The 17,114-nt window shown below is 72.9% G+C and carries 11 protein-coding genes; 6 read left to right on the forward strand and 5 right to left on the reverse strand.

Annotation, left to right across the window (positions count from 1 at the left end):
• The 4 genes from Cco03nite_RS01445 to Cco03nite_RS01460 form a co-directional block, all read left to right on the forward strand.
• The coding region (locus Cco03nite_RS01445) for a beta-xylosidase family glycoside hydrolase (RefSeq protein WP_506272202.1) at positions 1-424 on the forward strand (424 nt) is incomplete at its 5' end.
• A 339-nt stretch (positions 425-763) separates the two neighbouring features.
• A complete protein-coding gene (locus tag Cco03nite_RS01450; RefSeq protein ID WP_203688066.1) occupies positions 764-1,951 on the forward strand; it encodes an endo-1,4-beta-xylanase in 1,188 nt (395 codons plus the stop codon).
• 468 nt (positions 1,952-2,419) lie between these two features.
• Entirely contained in the window at positions 2,420-3,034 is a 615-nt protein-coding gene (locus Cco03nite_RS01455) for a polysaccharide deacetylase family protein (protein ID WP_203688067.1), read from the forward strand.
• Positions 3,035-3,116: 82 nt separating this feature from the next.
• Positions 3,117-4,007, forward strand: coding sequence for an alpha/beta fold hydrolase (locus Cco03nite_RS01460; RefSeq protein ID WP_203688068.1), 891 nt, complete (start codon positions 3,117-3,119; stop codon positions 4,005-4,007).
• Between the two features lie 4 nt (positions 4,008-4,011).
• Here the strand turns inward: Cco03nite_RS01460 and fxsT (Cco03nite_RS01465) are convergent, their stop codons facing one another.
• Positions 4,012-6,753 (reverse strand): FxSxx-COOH system tetratricopeptide repeat protein, encoded by a 2,742-nt coding sequence (fxsT, locus tag Cco03nite_RS01465; protein WP_203688069.1) that lies wholly within the window; start codon positions 6,751-6,753, stop codon positions 4,012-4,014.
• Between the two features lie 175 nt (positions 6,754-6,928).
• On the opposite strand from fxsT (Cco03nite_RS01465), the gene fxsT (Cco03nite_RS01470) reads away from it, so the two are divergent.
• A complete protein-coding gene (gene fxsT, locus Cco03nite_RS01470) occupies positions 6,929-10,138 on the forward strand; it encodes an FxSxx-COOH system tetratricopeptide repeat protein (RefSeq protein ID WP_203688070.1) in 3,210 nt (1,069 codons plus the stop codon).
• Between the two features lie 58 nt (positions 10,139-10,196).
• Here the strand turns inward: fxsT (Cco03nite_RS01470) and Cco03nite_RS01475 are convergent, their stop codons facing one another.
• The 4 genes from Cco03nite_RS01475 to fxsT (Cco03nite_RS01490) form a co-directional block, all read right to left on the reverse strand.
• Positions 10,197-11,546 (reverse strand): HEXXH motif domain-containing protein, encoded by a 1,350-nt coding sequence (locus tag Cco03nite_RS01475; RefSeq protein WP_203688071.1) that lies wholly within the window; start codon positions 11,544-11,546, stop codon positions 10,197-10,199.
• Positions 11,546-12,799: an FxsB family cyclophane-forming radical SAM/SPASM peptide maturase gene (locus Cco03nite_RS01480; protein ID WP_239167032.1), complete on the reverse strand. Its 1,254-nt coding sequence runs from the start codon at positions 12,797-12,799 to the stop codon at positions 11,546-11,548. Before Cco03nite_RS01480 ends, Cco03nite_RS01475 begins: the two co-directional genes overlap by 1 nt.
• Positions 12,796-12,987 carry a hypothetical protein gene (locus Cco03nite_RS01485; RefSeq protein ID WP_203688072.1) on the reverse strand — a complete coding sequence of 64 codons (192 nt, stop codon included), beginning with the start codon at positions 12,985-12,987 and terminating at the stop codon, positions 12,796-12,798. Before Cco03nite_RS01485 ends, Cco03nite_RS01480 begins: the two co-directional genes overlap by 4 nt.
• Before the next feature lie 213 nt (positions 12,988-13,200).
• Entirely contained in the window at positions 13,201-15,915 is a 2,715-nt protein-coding gene (fxsT, locus tag Cco03nite_RS01490; RefSeq protein WP_203688073.1) for an FxSxx-COOH system tetratricopeptide repeat protein, read from the reverse strand.
• A 320-nt stretch (positions 15,916-16,235) separates the two neighbouring features.
• Here fxsT (Cco03nite_RS01490) and Cco03nite_RS01495 point away from each other — a divergent pair, with 320 nt between their 5' ends.
• Positions 16,236-17,099, forward strand: coding sequence for a hypothetical protein (locus tag Cco03nite_RS01495; RefSeq protein ID WP_203688074.1), 864 nt, complete (start codon positions 16,236-16,238; stop codon positions 17,097-17,099).
• The last annotated feature ends 15 nt before the right edge of the window (positions 17,100-17,114 follow it).

A 17,114-nucleotide genomic window follows, 5' to 3' on the forward strand; every position in this document is an offset into this window, starting at 1 on the left:
CCCCGCCGACCACCGCCACCTCGCCGGGATCACCGCCTACTACAACACCCTGAACTGGCACTACCTCTACCTGACCCGGGCCGACGACGGCCGGGCGGTGCTGGAGCTGCTCAGTTCCGACAGCGGCCGGCGCACGGTGTACCCGGAGCTGACCGTGGACGCCAGCGCGGCCGGCCGGGTCGGTCTACGCGCGGAGTTCGACGGCCCCGCGGTGCTGTTCTCCTACGACCTCGGCGACGGCTGGCGCCAGCTGCCCGTCGAACTGGACGCGACGATCCTGTCCGACGAGCACGCCGCGCTGATCATCGACGGTGAGCCCGCCGCGTGGGGTTTCACCGGCGCGTTTCTCGGCCTCTGGGTGCAGGACCTCGGCAACGACGGCGTGCACGCCGACTACGACCACGCCACCTACCTCGAACACTGACGTCTTGCCGATCGGGACCCGGCCGCATGGGGGCCGGGCCCCGATCGCGCCTGGCGAGACAGCGACCTGCGCACATGTCCCCAACCGAAACTTTCGGGGCTGAGCTGCACAGATTCAACGCTGTACCAAGGTATTTCCGGAAGTTCCGACGGTTGACGGTCCACAAAGCCCATCGTAATGTTTCGGCGTAGTAACGGAACTTGAGCCGCAACTACCGCGCCTCGCGCGGGGAGGGTCTCCGCCCGCGGCTGCATTCGCCACTCACGCGTCATCCGCATCACGCAAACTCCCGTGCCTCTTCGTCGACCCCGTCGACCGCTCACCACGGAAGGAACGCTTATGAGAATCAAACGGTGGATCGCCACCGGCGCCGTCGCCATCGCGACCGTCGGGGCGCTCAACACGCTGCCGGCCTCGGCCGGTCATCCGTACAACCCGGCCGACCAGAGCCTGCGCAACCTCGGCCTGCGCCACGACCTGTACATGGGGACCGCGATCTCCATGGCAGCCCTCAACGACGCGGCCGACCCGCGCTACCGCGAACTGGCCGCGTCGGAGTTCTCCACGGTGACCGCGGAGAACGAGATGAAGTGGGAGAGCCTCGAGCCCACCCGCGGCGCCTACAACTGGGGACCGGCCGATGAGCTGATCGCCTTCGCCAAGCAGAACAACCAGCGGGTGCGCGGGCACGTGCTGGTGTGGCACAACCAGCTGCCCGCGTGGCTCACCAGCGGCGTGAACGACGGCTCGATCAGCACCGAGGAGCTGCGCGAGATCCTGCGCAACCACATCACCGACGTGGTGACACACTTCAAGGGCAAGATCTGGCAGTGGGACGTGGTCAACGAGGCGGTCAGCGACCCGTGGGACAACCCGTCGACCCTGCACTACAAGGGGTTCTGGGCGCAGCACCTGGGGCCGGACTACATCGCCGACGCGTTCCGCTGGGCGCGGGCCGCCGATCCGAAGGCGCTGCTGTTCTACAACGACTACAACATCGAGGCGTTCGGCTCCGGTGACCCGGCCAACGACAAGACCCAGTTCGTGTACGACATGGCCAAGAACCTGCTGGCCCAGCGCGTGCCGATCGACGGCGTGGGCAGCCAGGGCCACCTGGGCACGCAGTACGGCAACTACGACACGCTGCAGGTCGCGGCGGCGCTGAAGAAGTTCGCCGGGCTCGGGCTGGCGACGGCGTTCACCGAGGTGGACGTGCGCAGCCAGATGACCGAAGCGGTGCAGAACGGCGATTCCAACGAGATCAACCCGCGGCTGCAGGCGTCGGCGGCGAACTACAGCGTGCTGCTGCAGGCCTGCCTGGCCGACCGGCACTGCCTGTCGTTCACCGTCTGGGGTTTCACCGACAAGCACTCCTGGGTGCCGAACTGGTTCGGCACCGAGGGCATGGCCAACATCTACGACGAGAACTACCAGCCCAAGCGGGCGTACAACCTGATGAAGGGCGACCTGATCTACACGGGTCCGCCGTACGTGCTCCCGCGCATCCCGCAGAAGCCGCGTAAGTAGCAGCGTCGCCGCAGAGGGCCCGGCCGGTCTGGTCTCCAGGCCGGCCGGGCCCTGCCACGCCGTGATGCTGGGGCCGGGCGGCGCGACGCAGGCGGGCGGCCCTACACCGCCCGCCGCCGTCGTGTCCTCGCGCCGCCCGGCGTCACCGGGCCCCTCGGAACGGCCCGGTCCGCGGCCACGCCGCCGGCCTGCCGCCCCGGGCGCGTCGGGAGACACCCCGGCGCAACCCCGTGCGGTCGCCACCGCCGGTCACAGCGCCTCCTCCAACGCGCCGGGACAGCGGCGAACGGCCGACACCCTGGCCACAGCATCCGCAGTATTTTGGCTGACACCGACCGACGTCAATGACTTTCGGAAAGTATCGGAGCCGCCACGCCGCCGCGGGCCGCGAGAGTTCTCCGAAAGTCATTGACGGTGCGGGAACAGCCTGCGGACAATGAGATCCGCAACCAGGAGAAACGTTTCTACGTGATTACAGAACAGTTTCCGCTCCTCATCGAGGCCGCACGCGGCGACGGTGACGTCGTCAGCCTCACCTTCGACGACGGCCCCAACCCCGCCGACACCCATCGCCTGCTCGACGTGCTGCGCGGGCACGACGTCAGGGCCGTGTTCTGCCTGCAGGGCGACCAGGTCGAGCGGCATCCCGAGACGGTGCGCAGGATCGTCGCCGACGGGCACACCCTGTGCAACCACAGCATGCACCACGACGACATGAGCACCTGGACGCCGGAGCGGATCGCCGCCGACCTGCGCGAGACCGACGCCGCCATCCGCCGGGCCCTGCCGCACGCCCGCATCCCGTACTTCCGCGCGCCGTACGGCGCCTGGGGACAGAGCCCGGCCGTGGCCGCGGCGCTGGGCATGCGGCCGCTGGGCTGGCGGCTGGCCGTCGCCGACTGGGAGACCCCCGGCGCCGACGAGCTGGTGCGCCGCCTGGCGGCGGGCGTCACGCCCGGGGCGGTCGTGCTCCTGCACGACGGCGGCGGCGACCGCAGCCAGACCGTCGACGCCGTCGACCGGGTCATCCCGATCCTGAAGGCCCGGGGCTGGCGGTTCACGCTGCCCGAGACGGGCCGCTGACCGGGGCGTCCCCGCCGCTTTGATCGATCTATGTCACCATGTCGAAACCTCGATGTCGTACCCTCGACGCGGGGAGGTCGCCATGCCCAATCCGCGCCGATCGCCTTCGCGGCTGGTGCCGTCGCCGCGGGGCGGCGTGCTGTCGGTCGAGGTCTCCGGCGCGCCGGACGGGCGCCCCGTGTTCCTCATGCACGGCACGCCCGGCAGCCGCAGCGGACCGCGCCCGCGCAGCATCGTGCTCTACCGGATGGGTGTGCGGCTCGTCTCCTACGACCGCCCCGGCTACGGCGGCTCGACCCGGGTCCCGGGCCGCCAGGTCGCCGACGCCGCGGCCGACGTGGCGGCCATCGCCGACACGCTGGAGCTGGACCGCTTCGGGGTCATCGGCCGCTCCGGCGGCGGCCCGCACGCGCTGGCCTGCGCGGCACTGCTGGCCGACCGGGTGACCCGGGCCGCGGCGCTGGTGGGCATCGCGCCGCCGGACGCGCCCGGACTGGCCTGGTTCGACGGCATGGCCCAGTCCAACACCAACGACTACGACATGGCCGACCGGGACGTGGCCCTGTTCACCGAGCGGCTGCTGGCCCGCGCCGACCGCGCCCGCCGCGACCCGGAGAGCCTGATGGCAGCCCTGCGCGGCGAGCTGACCCACTCCGACCTGCGGGTCATCGACGACACCGCGATCCGGCGGCTGATCACGGACAACTACGCCGAGGCGACGCGCTTCGGCGGCCACGGCTGGGTCGACGACGCGCTGGCGTTCCGTCGCGAGTGGGGGTTCCAGCTGTCCGACGTGACGGGCGAGGTGCTGCTGTGGCACGGCGCCGACGACGCGTTCTCGCCGGTCGGGCACACCGAGTGGCTCGCCAGGCGGATCGCGCACGCGTACGTGCAGGTCCAGGCGGACACGGCGCACTTCGGCTCGGTCGAGATCCTGCCGCAGGCGCTGGCCTGGGTGACGGCCGGGCCCTGACCGGTCAGCCGGGGAACGGGTCGTGGTGCAGGGTCGCGGTGTGCTCGCGCAGGTGCCCGAGCTGGCGGTGCAGTTCGGCGTGCGAGTCCGGGTCGGCGGTGCGGTCCAGCGCCCGGGTCCACAGCTCGTCGAGGTGGCGGCCCAGGGTGCGGCTCTCGCCGGTGTCGCCGTGCAGCTGCAGGTAGCGCAGCCGGTGCAGGAGCAGCTGCCGGACGGCGGCGTCGCCGCACTCGGCCGCGCCCGAGGCGTCCAGGTGCGGCCACAGCGCGCCGTACGCGGCCCAGGAACGGGGGTCGTCGACGTCGGCGCGGGGCCGCGTCGCGGCGAGCACCAGGTGGGCGCGGTGCCGGTTGGCGGACAGGTCGGCGTCGGCCATCCGGGACCTGATCACCCGTTGCAGGACGGGGTGGATCAGCACGCGCGCGCCGCCGGCGTCCTGGCCGCGTACGTCGAGGCGGACCAGGGCGAGCCGGTTGACGGTCTGCAGGAGCTTGCCGCGTTTCCACCGGTCGGTGAGGGCCGGGTCGACCTCGGCGAGGGTCGCGGCGAGCGCGTCGCTGTACACGATGTGCAGGGGTATCTCCGGGGCGAGCAGCGCGCAGATCTCGATCAGGCGGTATGCCGCCGGGGTCTCCTCGCCCAGCCTGCGCAGCGAAGCGTCCCAGGTGAGCCGCAGGTCGGGTTCGAGGCGGCCGGGTTCGACGAGCAGGTCGGCCGGGGGGCGGCCGGTGTCGGCCAGCCAGCTGCCGGCCGCGGCGACGGCGATCGGCAGGTCGGCGACGGAGGCGGCCAGCTGCACGGCTTCGGAGTCGCGGATGGTGGGCAGCCGGTGGCGCAGGTGGGCGATGCTCTCCACCCGGTCGAACAGGCCGACTTCGAGCAGGTCGGCGTGTTCGGCCCAGCCGGGGTTCCGGGAGGTCACCACGACGTGCCCGGACCCGCGGGGCAGCAGGCCGACGACCGCGTCGATGTCGTCGGCGCCGTCGATGACGATGAGCCAGTGGCGGTACATGCGACCGCGTTCGAGTGCGGCCAGCGCGGCGCGGGCGGTGCCGGCAGGGGTGGGGCGCGCCGCGACGGCCAGGTGCGGGGCGAGCGCGGCGAGCTGGGCGGTGACGTCGGCGGTGGCGTCGATCCACCAGACGAGGTCGTACGCGCCGGCGTAGCGGTGGGCGTACTCGACGGCCAGCTGGGTCTTGCCGATGCCGCCCATGCCCTGCACGGCCACCCGCGCGCCGGCGGGCAGCAGGGTCGCGTCGTCGTGGTCGCGCAGCCGGGCGCGCAGCAGGCCCAGGTCGTCGTCGCGCCCGGTGAATCCCGGGTCGCGGGGTGGCATGTGGAACATCATGGGCGGCAGGCCGGGGAAGCGCACCGGCGGATGTGACGCGTCCAGGGCGGTCGCGGCGTGGCCGAGCAGGGTGAGCAGGCCGGTGCTGGCGGCGAGGACGTCGTCGCCGGACAGGCGCACGCTGTGGGCGGCGTCGAAGGCGGGCACGGCGGCGACGTCGGCGACGTACACGGCCAGCGGCGGGTTGGCGGCGGGGGCGCGCTCGTCGCGGGTGAGGCGGGCCAGGGCGGCGGCGTTGGCGGCCGAGATGATCGTCAGCCGCCGTCCGTGGCCGCGGGCCGGCGTGTTGCCGGGTGTCGGATCCGCGACGGTGAGCCCGGCGGCGTGGCAGAGCGAGGTGACCCATTCGGCCCAGACCGCGTCGGTGGCGTCGTGGTGCAGGATCACCTCGGTGACGGCGGGGTCGGGGGTGCGCACGAAGCGCGCGGCGGTGCGCCGGCGCAGGCCCTCGTCCATGACCGGGGCGCCGGTGACCGCGCCGTGGGTGATGTGCGCGACCAGCTCGGAGTATGCGGCGAGCAGCGTGCCGGGCAGGCCGGGCGGGTCGGCGACGGCGGCGAGGATCTCCTCGAACGCGTACGCGGGCTGGTAGGGCACCTCGACGGCGGCCCAGTAGCGGCGGCGCTGGGCCTCGGTCATGTTCGCGGGCAGCCCGGCCATGCGGCGCATGGCGACGGTCCGCCCGGCCTGGGCCTGGGCGGGCTGGGTCGTGTCGACGTGCATCGGGACGGGCAGGATGCGGATGGACCGGTTGCGGTAGCGGGTGGAGATCTCCCGGGCCAGCACGGCCGCGCCGTTGATCGCCTGCTCGGCGAAGGTGAAGCAGCTGACCAGGGTGTCGGGCAGGTGGGCGGTGCAGATGTCGGCGAGTTCGGTCAGGCCGGTGCGGCTGTCGACCAGGACGTAGTCGTAGTGGCGGCGCATGTCCTCGCGCAGCGCGTCGAAGAACCGGCCGCCGTGGCGGCGTTCGTAAAAGTCGTCCCAGTCGAGGTCGCCGAGCTGGGTGGCGTAGTCGCGGTTCTGTCGGCCTGCCGACAGGAAGTGCACACTGCCGCCGCCGGGAAAGGACCAGCGCAGGGGTGTCGCATAGCGCTGCACCTGGGCGTAGTGGGCGTACCAGGACGGCTCGCGGGGTTCGTCGGCGGTGGTGGCGTGGTCGAACTCGCGGATCAGGTCGATGACCCCGCCGAGCGCGGACAGCCTGCTCACGTCGAGGAACGGGTGGAAGAAGCGGTGCAGGCCCGGGGATTCGAGGTCCCAGTCGGCGGCGAGCACGCGCTTTCCGGCGGCGCCCAGGATCCAGGCCACATTGGCCACCGCCATGGTGCGCCCGGTGCCGCCCTTGAAGGAGTAGAACGTGACGATCTCACCCTGTCGCGCCTCGGCGCCGTTCTGCACGGACGGCCCTCCTTGCGTGTTATATGTATCGATTAAAGCACCCCGCGCCGCCTTTTCGGCTCCTTGTCGCGACCCGCTCGACAGTCGGCAATTCACCGGTTCCGATGTTTTGCGGGGCGGGTCAGGTCGGATAGGATCCGCAGAGGGTGTCGGTTCACAGCTGAAATGAGTGCCAATGGCCGAAACGGTGGGAACCCGAGGCACGCTCGAAAACCTCGTGGAGATGCTCGTACGCGTACCCGAACTCGCCGATCCGGCCGTCCGTGACCAGCTCATCGAGCAGATGCGCCTGGTGCTGCGGCGGACGTTGCGGGTCAAGCGTTTCGACGACGTGCGCCACGAGATGTCCAGCCTGGTCAACACATCCGCGGCCTGCTCCGGCGGGCTGCGGGTGCTCGCCGCGATCGTGGCCGAGCAGCATGTGGGCGACACCTCGGCCATCCACGCGGCGGTCGCCGAGCTGAGCCCCGGCCTGCTGTCCGGACCGGACCGTGACCACCTGCGCAGCCTGCTGTCGAACCTGGCCGCGAGCCAGGTCGCCGAGGCCGTCGACGGGCTCGGCGGCGCCGAGCAGCTGTACTCGATGCGCACCTGGCGCGACACTGCCGGCGCGATCAAGATCATGGAGGGTCTGCCGATCCCGGACGACGGCGTGCCGCAGGTGCTGGCCTTCGCCAGCCGCCTGTCGGAGCTGCTCACCGGTCCGATCGCGGACGGACTGCGGACCTGGGTGGACACCGTCGCCGGCGGTCTCGGCGTGGACCTCGCGGCGCTGGTGCTGCTGCGCGGCGGGGCGGGCCCGCTGCCCGCCACCGCGGCCCCGGCGTTCACTCCCCCGTCCCCGCGCACGCCCAGCTCGCGCCGGTCCGAGACGCGCGTGGTCGGCGGCGGGGTGCCGATCCGCAACCGTAACTTCACCGGTCGCAGCGAGCTGCTGGACCAGCTGTCCGAGGTGCTCAGCAGCGGCGCGCAGGCGGCCGTGCTGCCGCCGACCATCCACGGCCTCGGCGGGGTCGGCAAGACCCAGCTCGTCGTGGAATACCTCTACCGCCACCTCGACGACTACGAGGTGGTGTGGTGGATCCCGGCCGAGCGCACCGCGACCGTGCTCGGGGCGCTGACCCAGCTCGCCGAGACGCTGCGGCTGACCGTGACCGAGGACCGGCAGCAGACCGCGCGCACCGTGCTCGACGCGCTCGCCGGCCTGCGCGTGCCGTGGCTGCTCGTCTACGACAACGCCGACGACCCCGACGCGCTCAAGCCGCTGCTGCCGGCGACCGGCGGCCACGTGATCGTGACGACCCGCAACCCGGAGTGGGGCTCGGTCGGCCGGCCCATCGAGGTCAACGTGTTCCCCCGCGAGGAGAGCATCCAGATGCTCGAGGGCCGCGGCCTGCACATGCGGCCCGGCGAGGCGAACGAGCTGGCCGAGAAGCTCGGCGACCTCCCGCTGGCGCTGGAGCAGGCCGCGCTGTGGTGCCGCTCGACCGCGATGCCGGTCAGCGAGTACATCGAGCTGCTGGACAGCCACAGCCGCACGGACCTGCTGTCGGAGTCCAAGCCGTACGGCTACCCGGTCACCGTGACCGCGTTCGTCACCCTGGCCAGCGAGACGCTGCGGGCCACCGCGCCGGCCAGCGCGCAGCTGTTCGAGCTGCTGTCGTTCCTGTCGGGTGAGCCGGTGTCGCTGAACCTGCTCAGCCGGGGCCGCTCCGCCGACGTCACCGAGCCGCTGCGCAGCACCCTCAACGACCCGGTGAAGCTCAGCCGCGTCGTGCGCGACCTCAACAACCGCGGTCTGGCCAAGGTGGACCCGGCGCAGCGCATCCAGGTGCACCGGCTGGTCCAGGACATCCTCCGGGACATCCTGCCGCCCGACCTGGCCAGGACGACGCTGCGCAACACCCAGCGGCTGCTCGCCGAGGCCAACCCCGGCGACCCCGACGAGCTCGGCGGCCTGGACGTGCAGGCGGAGCTGGGTCCGCACCTCGACCGCGCGCAGATGATCTACGGCGACGAGGAGGCGGTCCTCAAGACCGTCCTGGACCACACCCGTTCGCTGTACATGATCGGCGACTACGAGAACAGCCTGCGGCTGGCCACCGAGGCCGCCCAGGAGTGGGCCAAGCCCACCGACGACCCGGAGCGGGGCCCGAACGGCCTGGCGACGCTGCGGGCGCGCAGCATGATGGCCAACGCGCTGCGCGTGCTCGGCAAGGCCACCGAGGCCGCCGAGCTGGCCCGCGACACCTACGACCGGATGTGCGCCAGCCCCCGGCTCGGTGAGCTGCACGAGTTCACCCTCATCCACGCCAACCAGGTCGGCCACGACATGCGCATCTCGGGGCAGTACGGCGACGCCCTGAGTTTCGACACCGCGTCGCTGGAGCGCCACCGGCGGGTGTTCAACGCGACCGAGGCCTACACCCTGCGCGCGCAGGCCAACCTCGCCGTCGACCTGCGGATGATCGGCGACTTCCCGAAGGCGTTCGAGCAGGACCGCGACATCGCCAACCACTGGGAGGACGTCGGCGGCTCCGACCCCCGGGCCCTGGCGGCGTACATCAACCAGGCTCGCAACTACTACGGCATGGGCGCCTACCGGGCCGGTCTGGACTGGATCCAGCAGTGGCGCGAGCCGCTGGCCGAGGCGCTGGGCGCGGGCAGCAGCCAGGTGCTGCTGGCCGAGCGCACCTACGCGATCCTGCTGCGCAAGCTGGGTTACCTCGACGACGCCCGGTGGATCCTGCGGGAGCACTTCGAGCGGACCCTGTCCCGGCTCGGCGACACCCACGAGTTCACCAACGCCGCCGCGGTCAGCTACGCCAACGTGCTGCGCCAGGTCGGCGGCACGTACGAGGCGGCGCAGCTGTTCGACGAGACGATGCCGCGCTACGACGAGTATTTCGGCGTGAAGCACCCGCTGACCCTGGCCGCGAAGGTCAACCAGGCCATCCTGGCGCGCGCCATGGGTGACCTGGATCAGGCGCGCGCCCTCAGCGAGGTCTGCTATGCCGGTTTCGGCGAGGTGCTCGGCGACCGGCATCCGTACACGCTGTGCGCGGGCGCGTCGCTGGCCAGCGATCTGGCGCTGGCCGGTGAGCATGCCGGGGCGTGCGCGCTGTCCGAGAAGATGTACGAGGTGAGCCAGGGGTCCGGCGGCGGCCACGAGGCCCGCGGCGGCGGCGAGCACCCCTACCTGCTGATGCGCGGCATCAACTACGCCCACGACCTGCGCGCCGTGGGCCGCACCGCGGAGGCCGACAAGTTGCGGCGCACCTCGCTGCAGGCGCTGCGTGAGGCGCTCGGCGCGACCCACCCGGAGGTGGAGGCGATCGAGCGGGACGAGCGCACCGAGGGCGACATCGAGCCGCCCCCGACCTGATCCCGTGGCCCCGTGGCCCGCTGCCGGAACATCGGCTGCGGGCCACCGGCGTCTCGGGTCAGCCCGCCACGAGCTGCCTGTTGCGGTCGAGCCACAGGCGGTGCGACTCGCTCAGCGCCTCCTCGGCCGCCGCGACCACGGCCGCGTCCAGCGGTTCGGCCAGCAGCTCGTCGGTGCGTTCCCGCAGCCCGGCGACCAGCCGCAGCCCGGTGCCGGTGAGCGCGCCGGACGCCTCCACCGCGCCCAGGCCGCGCTCGACCTGCAGGCGCGCCTCGGCGAACCGGGCACCGGCCAGGTCGGCGAGGCCGTCCTCGGCGATCAGCGCCCGCCAGGAGTCGGCGACCCCGACGAACGCGTACACGCCCTGCAGCAGCCCGGCCAGCGGCCGCGGGTCGGTGCGCCACGGGGCGAAGAAGCGCCGGGTGTCGGCGGGGTCGCTCATCGGGGTGAGGTCGAGCATGCCGCTGAGCTTCGAGTGCTGGAACTCGTGCACCATCGTGACGACCAGGTCGGCCGCCGACGACGGGCGGGTCAGCCCGAACGCGCCGAACGCGTACTTGATCGTGGCGCTGCGCGCCGAGTGCGGGTCGGTCTGCGCCAGCGGCACCAGCACCTGCAGCCCGGCGGCCAGTTCCGCGGCGCGGCCGGGCATCCGGCGCTCCAGCATCCCCCAGGCCTGCGCGAACACGGTCTGCCAGTGGGCGACCTCGGCGTCGTCGAGCCGGTTGGCGGGCGGCGCGTGGTGGCCGTGCCGGTACGGGTCGACGTCGTCGAGCGCGACTCCGGGCGCGCCGGGCGCCGAGAGCCGGTGGACGGGCAGCCACCCGGGCACGTCCGCGACGGCTGCGCCCTGCGCCGGCACCGGCGATGCGGACGACGCGTCCCCGCTGGGCAGCGGCTCCTCGTGCAGCGCCACGACCCGGCCGCCGGCCGCCACGGACAGCCGGCCGCCGTCGGCGACCAGCCGCGCGTCCGTGACGTCGCCGACCGTCAGCGCGCCGACGCCGGGCACGGAGACCACGCCGTCGCGGACCGGCACGGGCAGGTCGGCGGGCACGCCCGCGGCCGCGGCGGCGACGGCGGCGATGCCGCAGAGCTGCCCGAAGTCGGAGGCGGCCGCGACACCGCGCTCGGTGGCCCGCACGGTGATGCCGGTCCACGAGCCGACCAGCGGCGCGCCGAGCACCCGGGCGAACCGGCCCGGCGCGGCGCGGCGGGCCCGTTCGAGAGTGTCGGCGACGGCGTCGCGTTCGGCCGCGCTGCCCGGCCAGTTGCGCAGCAGGTGCCCGATGAGCAGCAGGTGGCGGCTGAGCTGCGCGGTCCGCAGCGCGTCGATGGCCGCCGGGCCGCCGTCACCGCGGGCCAGCGCGGCGAACTGGTCGGGATCGAACTCGTGGAAGGCAGTCATCACGTCTCCGGTTGAGCGGCACGGTTCAGGTCCGCCGCGACGCGCGCGGACACGTGGTCGATGAGGCGGCGCATGTCGTCGCAGTACACCGACGGGTTGAGGAAGCCGGCGCCGGGCCGGTAGCGGTGGGCGTAGTGGCCGCCGCCGCACACCGGGCGCACCGGGCAGGCGCGGCAGGTGCTCGACAGGGCCTGCGCCCCGAGCTGGCGGGCGGCGATCCCGGCGTCGTCGAAGACCCGGTCGAGTTCGTCGTGGCGCACGTCGAGGCCGGTGGCCGCGGCGCCCGGGTAGGCGGACTTGAGCGCGTCGACCTGCTCCAGCGCGCCGTCGGACTCCACCACGAGCATGCCGGCGGGGCTCAGCCCGACCTGCTCGGAGCCGCTCGCGCCGCCCAGCAGCAGGGCCAGGATGTCGTCGAACAGCCGGATCCGGATCGGTGAGTCCCGGCCGTACCAGCGTTCGAACACCGTGATCAGCCAGTCGGCGTACGGCGTCGCCCCGGGCCGGGCGGCGGGCGGCGGCTCGCCCCAGTTGGCGTGCGGCAGCAGGAAGTCGATCATCGGTGGGTCGAACGCGGACAGCGCCTCGAAGGTGGCCACCGGGTCGGTCTCGGGCGCGACGGTGGTCAGGATCCCGGCGTACGCCGGCCGGTTCGCGGGCTCGCGCAGCAGGTCCAGGGCGCGGGCGACGGCGGTGAAGCTGCCCCGCCCCGAATGGGTGCGCCGGTGCCGGTCGTGATCGGGCTGCGCGCCGTCGACGCTGACCCCCACGCTGATCCCCAGCTCCACCAGCCGGGTGACGGTGGTCCTGGTCAGCAGCACGCCGTTGGTCTGCATACCCACCCGCACCCGGGTGGACCGCGGCATGCGGGCGTGCAGGAAGCCGACGAGGCGTTCGATGCGGTCGAGCCGGAACAGCAGCGGCTCGCCCCCGTGCAGGATCACCTGCACACGGCGCAGCCCGTGGGCGGCGGCGTGCCGGGCGAGGTTGTCGACCGCGGCCTGCCAGATCTCGTCGGCCATGACCGCCGGGCGGTCCCGCCAGCTCTGGTCGGTCGACTCGTAGACGTAGCAGTAGTCGCAGGCGAGGTTGCAGCGCTGGTGAACCTTGAGGATGAGGTCGCGGATCGGTGTGGGCCGCCAGCCGGCGGCGCGCAGCCGCTCCGGATCGAGCTCGGCGTACGGCCACGGTGCTGCCGCTCGCTGTGCCTGCCGCAGCGACGTCCTGGCGTCGCCGGCCGACAGCACGGTCACGAGGTGAACGACTGGAAGGCTGAGATGATGCCGTCCGGGTCGTCGAGCGCACGGATCACTCGGCGGGCCGCCCTGGCGAGGGCGTCGTCGCCGGCTTGGATCGCATCGAGCAGGGGACGATCGGACAGATCAACCAGTGGCGACCATGCTGCGGCCGGAGGCTCCATCGTGATTTCAGCCTTCACCATTTGCTCCCCATCGGGTATGCCATACGGCGACCCTCGCCGGATGACGTCTTCGGCGCCGGACTATGTGCCCGGACGACTCAAGATAGGGCTCAGGGGCAGGTCTCGGCACGTTTTTGCCACCCTGTTTGGCAAAGTTTGGCGGTACCGGTTTGGCAAAGTCTGTCGATCTTCCCCTTGCGCCGGAGGCGGCGGAATGCTGTGCTCGGCCGACGGTCAGATCGGCAGCGGGTCCAGGTCACACTCGACCCGGGAGCCGCGCGCCCAGCGGGCGACGAACTCGTGCTCGCCCAGCAGGTCCTGCCAGCCGACGAGCATCCGTTCGCGCAGGCCGTCGTCCGGTTTGCCGACGGCGATCAGGTCCAGGGCCAGGTTCGTGCCGGCGGCCAGGGTCTCCGGGTGCTCGGCCCCGCGCACGGCGACGGCGATCTCGTACGCGGCCCGCGACGCCTTCACCGCGCCCGCCCGGTCACCGGTCAGCGACAGGTCTGTCGCATGGTTGACCGCGGCCGCGATCGCGTACGGGTGACTCTCCCCGAGCAGCTTCTCCAGCTGCGCGGCGGCCAGCCGGCCGGTCTCGCGGGCGGCCGCCCACAACCCGCGGGCACGCTGCACCGCGGCCAGGTTCACCCGGGCCACCGCCGTCAGCGGGTGCCCGTCGGACAGCCTGCGCCGGTAGCCGTCGACGGCGTCGGTGACCAGCCGCTCGGCCCGCGAGGTGACCCCCGCGTCGCGCAGCGCGTTGGCGTAGCTGACCGTCACGCTGAGCAGGTGCGCGTCGGAGCGGTCCAGCATCTCCTGGCAGCGCAGGTACAGCTCGGCCAGCTCGTCGAGCGCCTGCGGCCAGCCCAGACGTCGCCGGGCCACCGCGGCGGTGCGGCGGGCGGCCAGCATGCCCAGGTCGCCGTCGCCGAGCAGCCGGCTGCCCAGGGGCAGGTAGCGGTCCAGCATCTCCAGCGCCCGGTCGTAGTGGCCCAGCCCGGACTGGTCCTCGGCCAGCGCGAACGCGGCCCGGACCGTGGCGGCGGTGTCGGCGGGCTCCAGCCGCTCGAAGTCGGGCAGGTCCAGGAAGGCGGCTTCGGCGTACGCGCCCGCATGCCGCAGGCTCGCCGACAGCCGCCGCCGGCAGTCCGCGGTGCGCGCGTGCCCCGCGCCCAGCGCGCGCAGGGACCGGTCGTGGTTCTCCCGGCCGGCGGCGACGGCCTGCGCGTAGTCGCCCGCCACCAGCAGGTCGGTGGCCGTGCCCGCCACCGCGGCCAAGGTCAGTTCGTGATCGGCGCCGTGCGCCGGGCTCGCCTGCAGCCGCCGCACCACGTCCACGGCCAGCTCCCGGGCCCGCGCGTACTCCCCCAGCCCGCGCCACGCGCCGGCCAGCTCCACCTGCACCTGCAGGACCAGTTCGTGGTCCGGGCCGAGGAAGTCGGGCTGCTGCCAGACGGCCACGGCCTGGCCCGCCAGGTCCGCGGCCTTGGCCAGGTCGCCGTCGAGGACCCGGAACCGCACCTGGTCGGCGATCAAGCGCTGCGCGTCGGGGTTGCGCGACTCGACCAGCCGGGACGGCTGCAGGTGCCGGCCGATCTCGCGGTACTCCCCCGCCGCGGCTACCCCGGGTGCGCCCAGCGCTGCTCGGGCCAGGATCTCGTGGACGTGATGGCGGGCCCGCGCGTCGACGTCGGCGGGCAGCGTCGACCGCAGCGCCTGCCGGGCCAGGTGCGTCATCTCGACCTGGTGCTCGCCCAGCCGGATGAGGCCGTAGTTGGCCAGTGCCCGCAGCGCCCGGCGCAGCTCGACGCGGTTGCGCAGGGTCGTGCCCAGCGGCGAGCCGAGAGTGGTTCCGGCACGTTGCAGCAGGGCGATCGGCACCGGCGCCGGTCCGAACCAGGCGAACAGGTCGCACAGGTCCCGGTGCTCGGCGCTCAGTCCGGCCCGTGCGGCGGCCAGCGGTCTGACCACCGGATCCGACGGCGTGTACTGGTCATGCAGCGCGGCCGGGTCGATCCGGGCGGCGATGTTCAGGGCCTGCGGCAGCCGGCCCACCAGCTCGATGAAGTCGGCCAGCTGCGCGTCGGTGATGCCGGGACGCTGCCGGGAGAGGAACTCGCTGGCCTCGTCCGGCGCGAATTCGAGCACCTCGACCTCGACCATCGTGGCGTCGTACGGCAGCTCGCGGTCGGTGGTGGTCAGTATGGCGTGCCCGCCGCCGATCGGCAGCAGGTCACGGATCTCCCGCTCCTGCTCGCCGTTGACGTCGTCGAAGATCAGCAGGTGCGGCACCTCGGGCGCGCCGAGGTAGCGGCGCAGGTCCACCAGCGAGCGGTCGCCCGGGGATCCGTTGCCCAGGCCCAGCCGCGCCGCGAGCTCGGCCATGCCGGCGCGGGCCTGGTCGACGTCGGTGCAGCGCACCCACCAGACGATCGGGTAGCTCTCGCCGTAGCGGTGCGCGTACTCGGTGGCGAGTTCGGTCTTGCCGGCCCCGCCGACGCCGTGCAGCACGACCGTCGTGTGCTCATGCTGCTCGAACGCGGTGCGGATGCGGGCCAGCGCCGCCCGGCGGCCGGTGAACGAGGAGTTGCGGATCGGCAGTTGCTGCACCGGCCACGAGATGACCGCATCGGGTCGTGGGGGCTGCGGTGGAATGCCGCGCCCGGCGGGTGATCTCGGCACCGTCGTCTCCCCCGTCCGCGTCGGCCGCTGGCCGTCCTCCTGCGCGCGCGCCCAGAGTGCGTGGAACCTGCCGACCAGTTCGGCCTCGTTCCGCCGGGCGAGCGTGCGCTTGTTGAGATCGACGATAATCGACTGATACTTCGGCCACGAGAGCAGATATGCGCCACGCAGCGCCGCGCGGTAGGTCTCGTGCGAGACGTACTCCAGGGAACGGTCGCGGTTGATGCTGGTGCTGACCGTGCGGCCCGACGGGCAGCCGGCGCTCACGTACAGCTCATGCAGCGCGTCTATCAGGTCACGGAAAGGTCCCAGCGGGACCGCGTCCAAACTGGGTCTGCTGATCTGCACGTGGCGGCTCCGCGCGGATGACGGCCAGCCGAGGGTTGACGGTGGCGGAACGACTGTTGGCGGAACACGGAGACGCCATGCGGGCCCCCGGCGAGCATATCGACGGATGACCCACCGGCGCCATCGACACGCGCCATCGTCGCGCACACCCCGCGAGCGGGTGAATCGCCTTGACAGCGTCACATTCCCGACAGTCGGCGGCGGCGGGCGGGGTGGCGCGAGGTCGATAGGTTTGGCGGATGGCGCGGGTGGTAGCGGTGCACGGCATTCACAACACGTACGCCAGCCGGCCGCAGCTGGCCGACGGCTGGATCCCCGCGCTGCTGGGCGGGCTGGACAACGCCGCCCAGGCCGGCCTGGCCCCCGCCGTGGGGCTCACCGCCTCCGAAGTGGCCTGTGTGTTCTACGGCGACGTGTTCCGCCCGCCCGGCAAGCGGCTCAGCGGTGACATTCCCCCGCTGACGGCCGACGACGTCGAGGAGGGGCCCGAAACCGAGCTGCTGCTGCAGTGGTGGGCGGCGGCGGCGCGGATCGACCCCGCGGTGGTCGCACCGGACGCGCGGACCCTGGGACCGCGCGCGTCGGCCCGCAAGGCGCTGCTGGCGCTGGCCGGCGCGCGCTTCCTGACCCAGGTGTCGGAGCGCCTGCTCGTGTGGTGGCTCAAGCAGGTCACGTCCTATTTCACCGACCCGGCGGTGCGCGCCGCCGCCCGGGACCGGTTCGCCGCCGCGATCGGCGACGACACCCGGGTGGTGGTGGCCCACTCGCTGGGCTCGGTCGTGGCGTACGAGGCGCTGTGCGCCCGTCCGGGGTGGCCGGTCACCGACCTGGTGACGCTGGGTTCGCCGCTGGGGGTGCCGCACCTGGTCACGCACCGGCTCGACCCGTCGACCGGCGCCTGGCCGGGGGTCGAGCGCTGGGTGAACATCACCGACGCGGGCGACTTCGTGGCGCTGCAGCCGCTGCTGCGCACCGTGTACGGCGAGCGGGTGCGCGATGTGGAGATCAGCAACGGGCTGGGCGCGCACCAGGTCGAGCGGTATCTGTCCGATCGGGAGACCGGCGCGGCCGTGGCCGCGGGACTGCTCGCCGGCCGCTCGTGACCGGGCAGGAGGGCG

Source organism: Catellatospora coxensis, from assembly GCF_016862635.1.
GTDB lineage: Bacteria > Actinomycetota > Actinomycetes > Mycobacteriales > Micromonosporaceae > Catellatospora > Catellatospora coxensis.